At 69.3% G+C, this 15,183-nt stretch carries 15 protein-coding genes; 3 read left to right on the top strand and 12 right to left on the bottom strand.

Features of this window, described 5'->3' with window-relative positions; all coding sequences use genetic code 11:
• The 7 genes from CEX88_RS09290 to ftsH all read right to left on the bottom strand — a co-directional run.
• Positions 1–745, bottom strand: a 745-nt coding sequence (locus tag CEX88_RS09290; protein WP_338016223.1) for a DUF6779 domain-containing protein, incomplete at its 3' end; no start/stop codon positions are given.
• A 77-nt stretch (positions 746–822) separates the two neighbouring features.
• Complete coding sequence (locus tag CEX88_RS09285; protein ID WP_094293241.1) at positions 823–1,299, bottom strand: DUF3180 domain-containing protein; 477 nt, start codon at positions 1,297–1,299, stop codon at positions 823–825.
• Entirely contained in the window at positions 1,299–1,811 is a 513-nt protein-coding gene (folK, locus tag CEX88_RS09280) for a 2-amino-4-hydroxy-6-hydroxymethyldihydropteridine diphosphokinase (protein ID WP_066847134.1), read from the bottom strand. The genes CEX88_RS09285 and folK overlap by 1 nt, the downstream gene beginning before the upstream one ends.
• Positions 1,808–2,185: a dihydroneopterin aldolase gene (folB, locus tag CEX88_RS09275; protein ID WP_066847132.1), complete on the bottom strand. Its 378-nt coding sequence runs from the start codon at positions 2,183–2,185 to the stop codon at positions 1,808–1,810. Before folB ends, folK begins: the two co-directional genes overlap by 4 nt.
• Positions 2,178–2,975, bottom strand: a complete 798-nt coding sequence (gene folP, locus CEX88_RS09270; RefSeq protein ID WP_066847128.1) for a dihydropteroate synthase — start codon at positions 2,973–2,975, stop codon at positions 2,178–2,180. The genes folB and folP overlap by 8 nt, the downstream gene beginning before the upstream one ends.
• 20 nt (positions 2,976–2,995) lie before the next feature.
• Positions 2,996–3,604, bottom strand: a complete 609-nt coding sequence (gene folE / locus CEX88_RS09265; protein WP_066847126.1) for a GTP cyclohydrolase I FolE — start codon at positions 3,602–3,604, stop codon at positions 2,996–2,998.
• 28 nt (positions 3,605–3,632) lie between these two features.
• Positions 3,633–5,939 carry an ATP-dependent zinc metalloprotease FtsH gene (gene ftsH, locus CEX88_RS09260; protein WP_094293240.1) on the bottom strand — a complete coding sequence of 769 codons (2,307 nt, stop codon included), beginning with the start codon at positions 5,937–5,939 and terminating at the stop codon, positions 3,633–3,635.
• A gap of 266 nt (positions 5,940–6,205) precedes the next feature.
• Here ftsH and CEX88_RS09255 point away from each other — a divergent pair, with 266 nt between their 5' ends.
• The 3 genes from CEX88_RS09255 to CEX88_RS09245 are packed head-to-tail and all read left to right on the top strand — an operon-like array spanning position 6,206 to position 8,957.
• A complete protein-coding gene (locus CEX88_RS09255) occupies positions 6,206–7,171 on the top strand; it encodes an alpha/beta fold hydrolase (protein WP_420799208.1) in 966 nt (321 codons plus the stop codon).
• Positions 7,172–8,191 carry a zinc-binding dehydrogenase gene (locus CEX88_RS09250; protein WP_066847114.1) on the top strand — a complete coding sequence of 340 codons (1,020 nt, stop codon included), beginning with the start codon at positions 7,172–7,174 and terminating at the stop codon, positions 8,189–8,191. It abuts the gene before it with no gap.
• Positions 8,192–8,207: 16 nt separating this feature from the next.
• On the top strand, positions 8,208–8,957 hold the full coding sequence (locus CEX88_RS09245; RefSeq protein ID WP_094293239.1) for an SIMPL domain-containing protein: 750 nt from the start codon (positions 8,208–8,210) through the stop codon (positions 8,955–8,957).
• Here CEX88_RS09245 and CEX88_RS09240 read toward each other — a convergent pair.
• The 5 genes from CEX88_RS09240 to dacB are packed head-to-tail and all read right to left on the bottom strand — an operon-like array spanning position 8,954 to position 15,166.
• On the bottom strand, positions 8,954–11,173 hold the full coding sequence (locus CEX88_RS09240; protein ID WP_094293238.1) for a molybdopterin-dependent oxidoreductase: 2,220 nt from the start codon (positions 11,171–11,173) through the stop codon (positions 8,954–8,956). The two genes, CEX88_RS09245 and CEX88_RS09240, sit on opposite strands and share 4 nt — an antisense overlap.
• Positions 11,174–11,192: 19 nt before the next feature.
• Positions 11,193–11,783, bottom strand: coding sequence for a hypoxanthine phosphoribosyltransferase (gene hpt, locus CEX88_RS09235; RefSeq protein ID WP_066847108.1), 591 nt, complete (start codon positions 11,781–11,783; stop codon positions 11,193–11,195).
• The gene (tilS, locus tag CEX88_RS09230) at positions 11,770–12,756 is read right to left on the bottom strand and encodes a tRNA lysidine(34) synthetase TilS (protein ID WP_094293237.1); all 987 of its coding nucleotides are present in this window, start codon (positions 12,754–12,756) and stop codon (positions 11,770–11,772) included. The genes hpt and tilS overlap by 14 nt, the downstream gene beginning before the upstream one ends.
• Complete coding sequence (locus CEX88_RS09225; protein ID WP_420799205.1) at positions 12,735–13,796, bottom strand: zinc-dependent metalloprotease; 1,062 nt, start codon at positions 13,794–13,796, stop codon at positions 12,735–12,737. Before CEX88_RS09225 ends, tilS begins: the two co-directional genes overlap by 22 nt.
• Complete coding sequence (dacB, locus tag CEX88_RS09220; RefSeq protein ID WP_066847102.1) at positions 13,793–15,166, bottom strand: D-alanyl-D-alanine carboxypeptidase/D-alanyl-D-alanine endopeptidase; 1,374 nt, start codon at positions 15,164–15,166, stop codon at positions 13,793–13,795. Before dacB ends, CEX88_RS09225 begins: the two co-directional genes overlap by 4 nt.
• Between the last annotated feature and the right edge of the window lie 17 nt (positions 15,167–15,183).

Raw genomic sequence — 15,183 nt, 5'->3', positions numbered from 1 at the left:
GCGGCGGGGGTGGCGGCGGCGGTGGCGGCGGTGACCACGAGCTCGGCTCCTCGGCCGACTGGCGACCCCAGTCGGCGTCGCCGGCCCTGCGGTGCGCCCCACCGCGCTCGGCGGTGGGCTGCCAATCGAATTCCGGCGGTTGGGGTTCGGCGGGCACATCGATGATCGGACTTTCCTCGGTCCTCTCTTCGATGTCGGGCCGGTATTCGTCGATGCGGCTGCTGCTGACGCGTCCCGTGGTCTCCGAATCCCGCGCCCAGTCGCTGTAGGCGCGCACCGTCGTGCGCTCGGGCTCGATGGCGGGCCGGTGCGACAGGTCCGCATCGAAGAGGATCTCCAGGTTGGCGCGCAGCGCGGACAGTTCCGCCCGCAACGTCGCCATCTCGTCGGCGGCCTGGGCGCGCACCTCGGCTTCCAGTTCGCGGCGCAGTTGCGTCTCCAACGACAGCTCGTATTCGCGCCGCGCCGAGATCTCACGGTCCAGCTGCAGGTCGTAGACGAGCTTGAGGTCGCGCACCTTGGCCTGGTCGACATCGCTCTGCCGTCGGTAGATGACCGAGACGAACGCCGCGACCACCGCCGCCCACAACGCCAGGATGACCGCCAGCTTGAGCAGCTCCACCCGATCGGTGAACACCAGGGCGGAGCTGGCCGCGATCGCCAGCACCAGCAACGCGGTCAACAGCATCCAACCCGGCCTGCGGCCGGCACGCCGATAGCGTGCGCTGCGGGTCGGATCGGTCATGGGGGCGACTGTACCTGTCACAGGTCACTCCGCGTGTCGCCTCGTCGGCGATTCGTTCTCGCGTCGGCCGAACTTCGTTAATCCGTTGCCCCATTGGGGTTCTCCGGCGGCTCACCCGGCGACTTGCAGCAATGCTGCAACCACAGCGCAGCAACCACCAGAGCCAGTGCACACCCGGCGGCCACCGCGGCGCCCGCGGTGTCCTCGGCGGCGACGCGCAGAGTGGAGCGACGCGGCAACAGATAGACCAGGACGGCCAACCACCAACCGAACACCAGCGCGCCAACCCATGCCGAGGCCTTGGCGATCACCACCGACCTCGCCACCGCGAGGGGGTTCAGCCGGCCGGATCCCACGCCGATCTCACCGTCGTTGATCTTGGCTCGCACGTGGAACGCCCAGCCCGCTTCGGCGATCGCTACGGCCAGCAGCGAGACACCCGTCCACAGGGTTATCGGCGGGAACCATCGGTACGACGCCAGCACGAGCAAATAGCCGACGACAGCGGTGAGCACCGCAGCGGCCGCGAGGTCGCGCTTGCGCGTCGGCCCCATCAGCGCAACACCAACTCGGTGCGGTGGACGCCTTCGCGTTCGGCCGTTTCGAGCGCCGAGAGCAGTTCGTCGACCCGGCGCGGCTCGCCTGCGACCGTCAGCGCCGCGTCCGGTTCCACCGCCAGCCACGGCACCAGCACGAACGCGCGTTCATGGGCACGCGGATGGGGCAGAGTCAGCTCGGCGTCCTGCGAGATCAGCTCACGTCCCCCGGTTCGGCAGGTCACGATGTCGACGTCGAGCGTGCGCGGGCCCCACCGCTGTTCGCGCACCCGCTCGGCGGCTCGTTCGAAGTCGTGGGCGCGCCGTAGCCAACCGTGGCCGTCGAGCGCCGGATCCTCGGCGATGAGGACGGCGTTGAGGAACGGCCCCTGCTCGACACCGCCCCACGGCGCGGTCTCGTACACCGGCGACGCCGCGCGCAGCGCACCGCCGAGCCCGTCGGCGACCGACCGAAGCATCGCCAGCCGGTCGCCGAGATTCGACCCGATCGACAGAACCGCGGTGGTCAAGGGCCACCCCGACCGCGCCGCGAACGACGCGCGACGACCGCGACGTCGGAGAACGCCAGCGGGATCGGTGCGGCGGGCTTATGCAGGACCACCTCGACGGCATGCACTCGCTCGTCTTCCATGACGCCCTCGGCGATCTCGGCGGCCACCGTCTCGATCAGGTCCCGCGGCGGTCCGGCGATGACGTCGGCCGCCCGCTGCGCCAACGCGCCGTAGTCCAGGGTGTCGGCGAGGTCGTCACTGGCCGCCGCGGCCGCGAGGTCGATCCAAACCGTGATGTCGACGATGAAGTCCTGGCCGTCGCGACGCTCGTGCTCGTAGACGCCGTGATAGCCGCGAACTCGCAAGCCCCGCAACTCGATTCGGTCAGCCATGCGACCACGCCTCCAACACCTTGACCGCGTCGACCGAGGCGCGCACATCGTGCACCCGCACGCCCCAGGCGCCGTGCAGACCCGCCAGCGCCGAGATCACCGCCGTCGCGGTCTCCCGCCCGTCCGGCGGCCGCGGTTGTCCCTCGGAGTCCGCGAGCAGCGTTCCGAGGAAGCGTTTGCGCGACGCGCCGACCAACACCGGGATGCCGGTGGCCACGAATTCGGGCAGCGCACGCAACAGCGCCCAGTTGTGGTCGCCCGTCTTGGCGAAGCCCAGCCCCGGATCGATGATGACATTGGCCGCGTCGACGCCGGCGGCCACCGCGGCGTCCACACTGGCGAGCAGTTCGGTCCGGACCTCGTCGACCACGTTCCGATAGGCGGGCACCGCGTGCGGCCGGTCCGCGCCCACCGAGCGCCAATGCATCAGCACCCACGGCACTTTCGCGTCGGCGAGCAACGGCGCCATGTCCGGGTCCGCGCGGCCGCCGGAGACGTCGTTGACGATGTGGGCGCCGTTCTCGAGCGCGGCGCGCGCGACGTCGGCGTGCATGGTGTCGATGCTGACGGTGACACCGTGGGCGGCGAGCTCCCTGATGACCGGGCACACCCGCGATTTCTCGACGTCGGGGTCGATGCGCGTCGCCCCGGGGCGAGTGGACTCACCGCCCACGTCGACGATCGCAGCGCCTTGGCCGACCAGCTCGAGCCCGTGCTCTACAGCGCGGTCGCGGTCGAGGAACAGCCCTCCGTCGGAGAAGGAGTCGTCGGTGACGTTCACGACCCCCATGACTCGCACCCGTGTCGAGTTCACTTGCGCAATATCAGGTCCAGCGCCTCGGCCCTCGATGCCGCGTCGACCTTGAACTGTCCGCGCACGGCCGATGTGGTCGTCACCGCGCCCGGCTTGCGCACCCCACGCATCGCCATGCACAGGTGCTCGGCCTCGACCACGACGATCACACCCCGCGGATCGAGTTTGCGCATCATCGCGTCCGCGATCTGACCGGTGAGCCGTTCCTGCACCTGCGGTCGCTTGGCGTAGAGATCGACCAGCCGGGCGATCTTGGACAACCCGGTGACGCGGCCGTCCTGGCCTGGGATGTAGCCCACGTGCGCGACGCCGTGGAACGACACCAGGTGGTGTTCGCACGTCGAGTACATCGGGATCTGCTTGACCAACACAAGCTCGTCGTGCTGCTCGTCGAAGGTGGTGTCCAGCACCGAATCCGGATCGATGTAGAGGCCGGCGAACAGCTCCTTGTACGCCCGCGCGACCCGCGCGGGCGTGGACTCCAGGCCGTGCCGGTTTGGGTCCTCCCCCACCGCGAGCAGCAGTTCGCGGACCGCCGCCTCAGCGCGCGCCTGGTCGAAGTTCGCGGGGCTGAAGGTGACAGAGTTGTGCTGGGACTGCGCCAATGGAGCCTCCTGTGAGCCGGTCGGTCTGTCAGCCGTTACGCCGGCTGTTGTCCTGACCCTTGTCCTCGTGCGGTTGGGGTGGCCCACCCTGTTGCTGCGGTGGCCCCTGCTGCGGATACGCCGGATACGGCGGATAGGGCTGCTGCTGTTGCCAACCCTGGTGCGGCGGCGGATACCAGTAGCCGTGCGGCTGCTGGACGGGGGGCTGTTGCTGCTGCTGTGGCGGCGGCGGCCAGCCCGGTGCGTGCCATCCCGCGGGGGCGCCGTAGTCCGGCTGTGTCGGACCGGAGGAACCGTTACCGCTGCCGTTGGCGCCGTTGGGCCCGCCCTCGGCCACCTTGGTGGCTTCGGCGGCCTTGGTGGCCGCGGCGATCGCGGCCTTGAACGCGGGTTCGGGCACCGGTTTCGGCCATTCCTCGCCGCGCTCGATCGCCAGCTCGCCAGGGGTCTTGATCGGCGGCTTGTCGGATGGCACCCGCCCGCCGAAGTCGTCGAACATGGTCAGCCGCGGGCGCTTCTTCACGTCGCCGAAGATCTCCTCGAGCTCACGGCGGTGCAGCGTCTCCTTCTCCAACAGCTCGCCGGCGAGGGTGTCGAGCACGTCGCGGTACTCGGTCAGGATCTCCCAGGCCTCGGTGTGGGCGGCCTCGATGAGCTTGCGAATCTCGTCGTCGATGATTTGAGCGACCTCGTGGCTGTAGTCAGCCTGGGTGCCCATGGTGCGGCCCAGGAACGGATCGCCGTGCTCGGTGCCGTAGCGCACCGCGCCGAGCTTGGAGCTCATGCCGTACTCGGTGACCATCGCGCGGGCGATCTTGGTGGCCTGCTCGATGTCGGACACCGCGCCGGTGGTCGGCTCCCGGAACACCAGTTCCTCGGCCGCGCGTCCACCCATCGCGAACACCAGCCGCGCGATCATCTCCGAGCGGGTCATCAGGCCCTTGTCGTCCTCGGGGACCGCCATTGCGTGGCCGCCGGTGCGGCCGCGGGCCAGGATCGTCACCTTGTAGATCGGGTCGATGTCCGGCATCGCCCACGCGGCGAGCGTGTGCCCGCCCTCGTGATAGGCGGTGATCTTCTTCTCCTGCTCGCTGATGATGCGGCTCTTACGCCGGGGCCCGCCCACGACGCGGTCGACGGCCTCCTCCAGCGCCGGGCCGGTGATCACCGTGCCGTTCTCGCGGGCGGTCAGCAGTGCGGCCTCGTTGATGACGTTGGCCAGGTCGGCGCCGGACATGCCGACGGTGCGCTTGGCCAGCCCGTCGAGGTCGGCGTCGGGGGCGATCGGCTTACCCGCGGAGTGCACCTTGAGCACGGCGCGACGGCCGGCAAGGTCGGGGTTGGAGACCGGGATCTGGCGGTCGAAGCGGCCCGGTCGCAGCAGGGCCGGGTCGAGGATGTCGGGCCGGTTCGTGGCCGCGATCAGGATGACGCCCTGACGGTCGCCGAAGCCGTCCATCTCGACCAGCAGCTGGTTGAGTGTCTGCTCGCGTTCGTCGTGGCCACCGCCCAGGCCGGCGCCGCGCTGACGGCCGACGGCGTCGATCTCGTCGACGAAGATGATGCAGGGGCTGTTCTGCTTGGCCTGCTCGAACAGGTCGCGCACGCGGGAGGCGCCGACGCCGACAAACATCTCGACGAAGTCCGAGCCCGAGATCGTGAAGAACGGCACCCCGGCCTCGCCGGCCACGGCGCGCGCCAGCAGCGTCTTACCGGTGCCGGGCGGGCCGAACAGCAACACGCCCTTGGGGATCTTGGCGCCCAGCGCCTGATACCGCGACGGGTTCTGCAGGAAGTCCTTGATCTCGTAGAGCTCTTCGACGGCCTCGTCGACGCCGGCGACGTCGGCGAAGGTGGTGCTCGGCATGTCCTTGTTGAGCATCTTGGCTTTGGACTTGCCGAACCCGAAGCCCATCCGGCCGCCGGTCTGCATGCGGGAGAACATCACGAACAGTCCGACCAGCAGCAACAGCGGCAGCAGGTAGATCAGCAGCGAGCCGAGCATGCTGCCCTGGTTGACGACCGTGTTGGTCTTGACGTTCTTGTCCTGAAGCGCCTCGAACAGCGTGACCCCGTACCCGGTCGGATACTTGGTGAGGATCTTGTCGCTGTTCTCGGTGTCGCCGTTGCCGCTCTTGAGTTCGAGCCGCAGCTGCTGTTCCCGGTCGTCGATCTGCGCGCTCTTGACGTTGTCGCCGGTGATCTGGGCGACCGCCACCGACGTGTCGATGGGCTTGTAACCCCGCGTGTCGTCGCTGAAGTAGTAGAAGGACCACCCCAGCAACAGCACGACCGCTATCACGCTCAGCGTGCGGATGACATTTTTCCGATTCATCAACTATCCGTCGTCGTCCGGCCGCGTGGCGGGCCGTTGTCCCCGGCCGTCAGCGACCACTCCTGCCTTCCAATGCCTTTTCAAGCCGTCGAAACCTCTCCAACAAGTACGCGGTTGGAATAGTTCAGGCTACCGCTAGACCAACGAACCAAGGTTCCCGACGGTTCTCCCGACGTCCCGGCGAACGTGGGTTACCCGCACGCTGCCGGCCGCGGCGGCGTGCTTCAACTACACACTCGCGCGCCCAGGACTGTGCTTGGGTGGGGATCGTGATCACCTGGACCGAGCGGTTCGTCGACACCAACGGCGTCCACCTGCGTGTGCTCGAGGCGGGCGAACCGGGCGCTCCGCTGGTGGTACTCGCCCACGGTTTTCCCGAACTGGGGTTCTCCTGGCGCCACCAGCTGCCCGCATTGGCCAAGGCGGGCTATCACGTGCTCGCTCCCGATCAGCGCGGCTACGGGCAGTCGTCCAAACCCGAGGCCGTCGACGCCTACACCATCGTGGAGCTGAGCGCCGACATCGTCGGCCTGCTCGACGACGTCGGCGCCGACCGCGCGGTCATCGTCGGCCACGACTTCGGCGGGGTGGTGGCGTGGGCTTCGCCGCTGCTGCATCCGGACCGCTTCGCCGGGGTAGTCGGTGTCTGCACACCGCCGGTGCCGCGCTCGCGGGTGCCCACGACGCAGGCGTTCCGGCGCATCTTCGGCGAGAAGTTCTTCTACATCCTCTACTTCCAGGAGCCGGGTCCGGCCGACGCGGAGCTCAACCGAGACCCCGCCACGTCGATCCGCAAGCTGCTCGCGTCGACGGCCTCGTCGAAGGGCGGACTCGTCGGCGACCGGATGATCGCGCAGGGACCGGCTGGGCTCTTGTCCCGTATCCCCGAGCCCGACGGCCTGCCCGACTGGATCAACGAGCGCGAACTCGACCACTACGTCGAGGAGTTCACCCGCACGGGCTTCACCGGTGCGCTCAACTGGTACCGCTGCTTCGACCGCAACTGGGAGCTGACGGCGAACACCCCGGCGACGACCATCGGCGTGCCTGCGTTGTTCGTCGGCGCCACAGAGGATCCGACCCAGGCCTTCGCCCGGCGGGACCGCGCCCGCGAGGTGGTTTCGGGCGACTACCGCGAGGTGATGATCGACGGGGGGCACTGGCTGCCGCAGGAGCGGCCCGCGGCGGTCAACGCCGCGTTGCTGGGGTTCTTGAACCGATTGGATTGGTGAATGCGCGCTGCCGTACTGCGAGGCGGACAGATGGTGGTCCGCGACGACGTGCCCGAACCGGTTCCCCAAGAGGGTCAGGTGCTGGTCGCGGTCAAGGCTTGCGGGATCTGCGGTTCGGATCTGCACTTCGCCAAACACGGCGACCAGATGGTGCGGCTGACTCGCGAGATCACCGGTATGCCGGTGCAAGGTGGCCTGCCCGTCGACCTCGGCAATGACGTGTTCATGGGCCACGAATTCAGCGCTGAAATCCTCGAGGCCGGTCCGGGCACCGATGCGCCCGCTGCAGGAACTCTTGTCACGTCGCTACCGGTATTGTTGTCGCCCAAGGGCTTCGAGCCGATCATGTCCAGCAACACCGTGCTCGGTGGATACGCCGAGAGGATGCTGCTGTCGGTGCCGCTACTGCTGAGCGTGCCCGACGGTGTCGACCCTCGGCACGCCGCGCTGACCGAACCGTTGGCCGTCGGGTTGCACGCCGTCAACAAATCCAACATCGCCCCCGGCGAGGCCGCGCTGGTGATCGGCTGCGGTCCGATCGGCATCGCGATCATCGCCGCCCTGCGCCTCAAGGGCATCGAACACGTTGCGGCGGCGGACTTCTCGGTGCGCCGGCGGGAACTCGCCGCGACGATGGGCGCGCACGTGACCCTCGATCCCGCGCAGGGTTCTCCGTTCGACGGCGCGACACCCGCGGTGACCTTCGAGGCCGTCGGCATCCCCGGGATCATCGACGACGTGATGCGCAGGGCTCCGTTGGGCAGCCGCCTGGTGGTGGCCGGAGTGTGCATGCAGCCCGACACGGTCACGCCGTTGTTCGGCATCGCCAAGGAGATCAACGTCCAGTTCGTCAACTCCTATGACCACAACGAGTTCGCGGAGACGTTGCGCGCCATCGCCGACGGGCGAATCGATGTCTCGCCGCTGATCACCGGCGAGGTGGGACTAGAAGGCGTCGGCGCCGCGTTCGACGAACTCGCCGACCCCGACACGCACTGCAAGATCATGGTGACCCCCTGACGGTAGGGTGCCAGCCATGCCAATCGCTGCCCGGGCGAAGACGCCCACCCGAATCCTCGCGGCCGCGGCGGCCGGGTTGATCGCCCTGCTCTCGGGCTGTGACGCGACGGCCGCCCCCGTCCTCACCAACGACGACAACAGCACACAACGCCAGGTGACGGTCGTCGGCTCCGGTGAGGTGCTCGGCACACCCGACACACTGACGATCAACGCGGGGATGGAGGTCGTCGCCGCCGACGCCGCCGGCGCCCTGAACCAGACCAGCCAACTGCAGCGCGGTGTCATCGACGCGCTCGTCGACTCGGGCATCGACCGCAAGGACATCAACACCTCCGAGGTGAGCGTGCAGCCGCAGTACGCCGGCGGCGACACCACGACCATCAATGGCTACCGGGCGACGAACACGATCGACATCAAGGTCCGCGCGCTCAACACGGCGCCACAGGTGTTCGGGATCATCGCGAGCAGGGGCGGCAACGCGACGAGGATCAACAACGTCACCCTCGCAATCGAGGACGACTCACAACTGGTGCGCGAAGCGCGCGCCCGGGCCTTCAACGACGCCAAGAGCCGCGCCGAACAGTACGCGCTGCTGGCCGAATTGGACCTCGGCAAGGTCCTCTCGATATCCGAGGTGCCTTCCTCGTCGCCCCCGACGCCGTATCCGGGTCCGCGCGGGCAGGCCGCGGAAATGGCGACGGTGCCGTTCGAGCCGGGCCAGCAGGCCGTCGGCTTCAACGTCACCGTGGTCTACGAGCTGACCTAACCCGCGGGCGCAATATCCACCGGGATCCCGTTGAGCACCGCGGTCCCCGACAGCGGATCCAGACGGTTGCCGTCGTTGAGCTGGTTGACGTTCACGCCCGGCGCACCGGCCGCCACCCGTTGACCCGTGCCGTCGCGATCGTGGCCCCAGCCGTGCGGTAACGACACCACGCCCCGCCGCATCTCGGGCGTGATCTCGACCGGCGCCAGCAGCTCACCTCCCGGCCCCTTGACGACGGCCGTGTCGGTGAGGCCGAGCTCGGCGGCGTCGTCGGGATGGATCCGCAGCGTGCACTGGTTGGACCCGCCCGAAAGCGCGGGCAGGTTGTGCATCCAGCTGTTGTTGGAACGCAGGTGCCGTCGCCCGATGAGCACGAACCCGTCGGCGCGCACACCGAGCGCATCCCGCAGCCGCGCGACGTCGGCGGTCAACTCGGGCGGTGCGAGTTCGATCCGCCCGGACGGCGTCCGCAGCACCTCGGCCAGGCGCGGACGCAGCGGACCGAGGTCGATGCCGTGCGGTGCGGCCTTGAGCTTGCCCAGAGTGAGGCCGTCGGAATTGGCTCCGAACGCATCTCCGTAGGCACCGAGGCGCAGCATCATGTCGAGGCGCCGTTCGTAGCCGGGAGCCGTCGGCAGCATTGCGGTCATCTCGTCGACGGATCGCCCGGCGACCGGCGAGTCGGGGTCGGCGGTCTCCTTGGCCAGCGTTGCGGCGATCACCTGATCGTCGACCAGCATCGGATCGGCGCCGGGGCCCAGACCGTAGAGGATCAGGGCGATGCGCGCGAGGATCTCGGCTTCGTCCGGTCGGTCGGTCAGCGGGAGCGCGGGCGGTGAGTACCGCGCGTTGTTGCGCACCGCCAGGCCGTTGAGCGCGACGTCGAAGTGCGCGCTGCGCGACGGCGGAGGCGGCGGCAGGATGACGTCGGCGTGCCGGGTGGTCTCGTTGAGGTACGGGTCGATGCTCAGCATGAACTCGACGCTGTCGAGCGCCTTGTCGAGTCGATCGCCGTCGGGCGCCGACAGCACCGGGTTGCCCGCGATCGTGATCATGGCCTTGATCTGCCCGTCGCCGGGGGTGTCGATCTCCTCGGCCAACGCCGCAGCCGGAAACTCCGACAGCACTTCGGGATAACCCGATACGCGGCTGTGCCAACGCCCGGTGGAAAAGCCTCGGCCTCGCTTCGGTGGCCGCGCCGCGGGCGCGATCGGCGATTGCGGGAACATCGCGCCGCCGGGGCGATCCAGGTTGCCGGTGAGAATGTTCACGACGTCGACGAGCCAGCTGCCCAAGGTGCCGAATTCAACGGTGGACGTGCCGATCCGGCCGTACACCGCGGCCGACGGCGCCGCCGCGAGTTCGCGTGCCAGCGTGCGGATGTCGTCGGCGGGCACCCCGCAGTACGCCTCGACCGTGTCCGGTGAGAAGTCGGCGGCGAGAGCACGCACCAGGTCGACACCGTCGACGTGGCCGAAGAGGTCCTTCAGGTCGGCGAGGTCCTCGTCGAACAGCACGTGCACGATGCCCAGCAGCAGCGCCGCGTCGGTGCCGGGCCGCGGAGCCAGGTGGCGGTCGGCGAGTTCGGCGGTACGGGTGCGGGCGGGGTCGATGACCACGAGGCGCCCGCCGCGTCTGCGCAGCGCGCGCAGCTTGCCGGGAAAGTCGGCGGCGGTCGCGAGGCTGCCGTTGGAGACAAGGGGGTTTGCGCCGATGATCACGAGGTAGTCGGTGCGGTCGAGGTCGGGCACGGTGAACGCGACGGGGCTGCCGAACATCAGGCCCAGCGCGACGTGCTTGGGCATCTGGTCGAGGGTGCTCGCCGAGTACACCTGCCGGGTGCCCAGCGCCTTCACGACCAGCGGCGTGTACAACCCGCCGGCGATGGTGTGGGCGTTCGGATTGCCCAGGTACACGCCGACGGCCGCACCGCCGTGCTGGGCGATGACACCGCCGAGCCCCTCCGCGGCCGCGGCGAACGCCTCCTCCCAGGTCGCCTCGGTCAGCACACCGTCACGCCGTATCATCGGCCTGGCCAACCGGTCGGGATCGTTGTCGAGTTCGCCGAAGCTGGCGCCCTTCGGGCAGATGAAGCCGTGGCTGAACACGTCGTCGCGGTCGCCGCGGGCGCCGGTGACGCGACCGTCGTCGATGGTGAGGACCAGGCCGCAGGTGGCCTCGCACAGGGGGCAGATGCGAAGGGCTGTTTCGCGCATGCCCCTCATCTTGCGCCGTTCAGTGCTGCTCGTACACCTTCGGGTCCAGCGTGCCGATGTAGTCGAGGTCGCGGTAACGCTCGGCGTAGTCCAGGCCGTAGCCGACGACGAACTCGTTGGGGATGTCGAATCCGACGTGCGCGATCTCGACGTCGGCGCGCACCGCGTCGGGCTTGCGCAGCAGCGCGCATACCCGCAGCGAGCGGGGGTGGCGGGTGGCGAGGTTGCGCAGCAACCACGACAGGGTCAGCCCGGAGTCGACGATGTCCTCGACGATGAGCACGTCGCGGCCGTTGATGTCGCGGTCGAGGTCTTTGAGGATGCGCACCACACCGGACGACGACGTCGACGAACCGTAGGAGCTGACCGCCATGAACTCCAGCTGCGTCGGCAGCGGGATCGCGCGCGCCAGGTCCGTGACGAAGAAGACCGCGCCCTTGAGCACGGTCACCAGCAGGAGATCTTGGCCGTTTTCGGCGACGGTGTCGCGGTACTCCTCGCCGATCAGGGTGCCGAGCTCGGCGATCTTCGCCTGGATCTCGTCGGACGACAGCAGCACCGACTTGATGTCACCGGTATACAACTCGGCGGATCGCTCAGGCACGGGCACAGTTTTTCATGGTTCGCACCGGCTCCGTGTGCAGGGTCAGCATGCCGTCCCGGCGGCCCGCGATCAGCCGTCGCTTCCGCAGGGGGGATCCGACCGCGACCCCGCCCTGGCCTCGCCACGCCGTGACGAGGGCGTCGACGGCGCGGATCTGCTTGTCGGTCAGCCCGGCGGCACCGCCGTCGAGCAACCATCTGCGAATCACCCTGCGCCGCAGTGCTTCTGGGAGAAGAGCGAGCTCGTCGCCGTCGAGCGCATCGTCGCGACGCAGCCCGGTCAGTGCGCGGTCGGCCAGCTCGTCGAGGGTGTCGGTGTCGGCGCGCAACGCGCCTGCGGTGCGGGCCAGCGCCTCCGCGACGCCTCCGCCGAGAACGTCTTCGAGCAGCGGTAGCACCTCCTCACGCAGGCGAACCCTGGTGAACCTGCGCTCCGCGTTGTGCGGGTCCTGCCACGGCGACAGACCGAGCTCGACGCACGCGGCCTCCGTCGCCGCCCGCCGCACACCCAGCAGGGGCCGGCCCCACGGCGGATCCCACGGCCGCATGCCTGCGATCGACCGCGGCCCGGAACCGCGGCCCAAACCCAGCAGCACCGTCTCGGCCTGGTCGTCCAGCGTGTGGCCCAGCAGCACGGGCATCCCGTCCCGCGCCGCGTCCAACGCGCGGTATCGCGCGGTGCGCGCGGCGGCTTCGGGACCCCCCACCGTGCCGACGTCGACAATGATCACCTGCGCTGCAACGCATCCCACAGACATACCCTGTTTGCGCGCGTTCTCCGCCACGGCGGCGGAGTCCGGCTGCAACTGATGGTCGACGACCAGGGCGGTCGTCGGTTTGAGCCGCGCCGCGACCGCGGTCAATGCCAGCGAGTCGGGGCCTCCAGACAGAGCGACGCACCAGCGGTCGCCGATGCCGAAGTCGCGGTCGAACGCCTCGACCGCCGCCCGAAGCCCGGCTACAGCACCCTGTCGATCCATCGTTGAGGCTCGTCGATTTCGGCTGGCAGAGGCAGTGTTTCGGGTCCCGTCCACACGGCGTTGAACCGGTCCATGCCGACAGCGGACACCACGTGGTCGACGAACGCCTTGCCGCGGGTGTACTGGCTGAGCTTGGCGTCGATGCCCAGTAGCATCCGCACCACCCGCTGCAGCGGCGACTGTTTGCGCTGACGACGCTCGTCGAACCGCTTGCGGATCGTGGCGACCGACGGCACCACAGCGGGACCGACGGCGTCCATCACGTGGTCCGCGTGGCCTTCCAGCAGCGTGCCGAGCACGAGCAGTTTGTCGAGGGCCTCACGCTGAGGTTCGGACTGCACTGCCCGCAACAGCCCGATCATCCCATTCGAATTGACATCTGCCACACCGCCGTTCGTCTCGTCGCGGCGGCTGCGCACGAACGAGGCGAGCCTGGAGACCATCTCGGCGATGTCGTCGGAGCTTTCTTCGGTGAGCACGGCGAGTGCACCGGACATGTGTTCGGCAAGCCACGGGTTGGCGCGGAACTGCACCCGGTGGGTGACCTCGTGCAGGCAGACCCACAGCCGGAAGTCGTAGGGCTGCACCTGCAACTGGCGCTCAACGGCGATCACGTTCGGGTAGATCAGCAGCAGTTCGCCACCGCCGGGGCCGAACGGGTCGTACTGGCCGAGGATGCCCGAGGAGATGAACGCCAGCACCGCTCCGGTCTGCGCACCCGTGATGCGCCCGCTGATGGCACCGGCCGGCTTGTCCGATCCGCCCGTCATCACGCGCATGGACCTGGTGGCCGCGCGAATCCACTGCGGGCGGTCCACGATTCGGGCCTCGGGGATCTCACCGCCTTCGGTCATACCGGTGACCTCGCGCACCGGCAGTTCGGCGGAGCGCGACGCCTCGGCCAACTGCTCGATCACCTGCTTGCGCGTGTAGTCGGTCGACGCCGGGCCGGGCCGGGCGAGCTTCTCCCCCACGGCGGCGGCGAAGTCCCAGTCGACGGCGCGACCGACCGACAGCGAGGATTTGGTCGAGGGGCTCACGCGCTGCACCCGCAGGCTCGCAGTGTGGCGGCCACGTTGTCGAGCGCGATGCGTCCAGTCGGGCCTGCGTTGTTGGAGATCAGCGCGAACGTGAGCACCCGTCCGTCCTCGTCAGTGACGATGCCCGACAGCGAATTGGTGCCGGTCAGCGAGCCGGTCTTGGCCCGCAGAAAGCCGGCCGAATCCTTGTGCGCCCCCTCGAGATAACGGTTGGACAGGGTGCCGCTGCCGCCGGCCACCGGCAGCAGGTCGACCAGCGGTCGCAACGCCGGATGCTCGTCACCGGCCGCGGCTTGGGCCACCTCGTCGAGCGTCTTCGCGGTGAGCCGGTCGTCGACCGACAGCCCGCTGGAGTCGAGCAGCCGCGCCCCGGCCGTGTCGATGCCGGCGTCGGCGAGCGCGCTCAGCGTCGCGCGCGTCGCGCCGTCGAAACTCTGCGGCCTGCTCGCCTGCGCGGCGACCTCACGGCCGATCGCCTCGGCCATCACGTTGTCTGAGGCGTACATCATGTCGCGTAGCCGCGAGATCAACGGCGGTGACTCGACAGCGGCGATCTCCTCACCGCTGGCCGCGCCCGGCAGCACGGTCACCGTCGCCGGGTCGACCTTCAACGCCACCGCCAGCGCTCGCCCGGCATCCAGCGCCGGCGTGTGCGAACGCACCGAGTCGTAGCTCACCGGCTGGGTGCGGCCGCCGTCGAGCATCACCGACTCCATCGGCGCGATGTCGCCGTAGTCGATGTCGAGCGGATCCCAGCCCGGCGCCAGCGTCGGTCCGCTGTAGGTGCTGACGTCGACCGCCACCCGGGTGACCTCCATACCGCTGCCGCGGACCCGCTCGGCCAGGTCGCTGATGCGTGCCGCGTCGCGGTACCAGGTGTCCTCACCGGGCGGTGCCGCCGACAGCGTCGGATCTCCGCCACCTTTGAGCACCACCACCCCGGGCTGGCTGCCGCGCAGCACGCGGGTGGTCAACCGCGCGTCGCGGTCCAGCGTCAGCAGCGCGGCCGCGGCCGTCAGCGACTTGTTGGTCGACGCCGGCTGCATCGGCACGTCGGCGCGTTGCGCCCACAACTCGGCCCCGGTCAGCGCGTCGGTGATCCGGCCGGTGAGGTCGCCGAGGTTCGGGTCGGCCAGTACGGGCGCGAGCTTGGCGGCCAGCCGGTCCGGGACAGGCTTGGGCGCCGAGTCGGCGACCGGCACGACACCGGGGTTCGCGGTCGCGGCCGGCGGCGTCGGCTTCCCCGCCGAGGCTTCGGTCGACCGACCTGTGGTGAGCATCGCGGCCACCGCCACGACCACGGCAACCAGCAGCAACACCGCCACCGAAACCGCCACGTGCGTGGATCGCCGCCACTGACTGGGCCGCATAACCCTCCTGCTCAACC

The organism is Mycobacterium neumannii, from assembly GCF_002245615.1.
Lineage (GTDB): Bacteria > Actinomycetota > Actinomycetes > Mycobacteriales > Mycobacteriaceae > Mycobacterium > Mycobacterium neumannii_A.
This window is presented reverse-complemented; position numbering and strand designations above follow the sequence as displayed.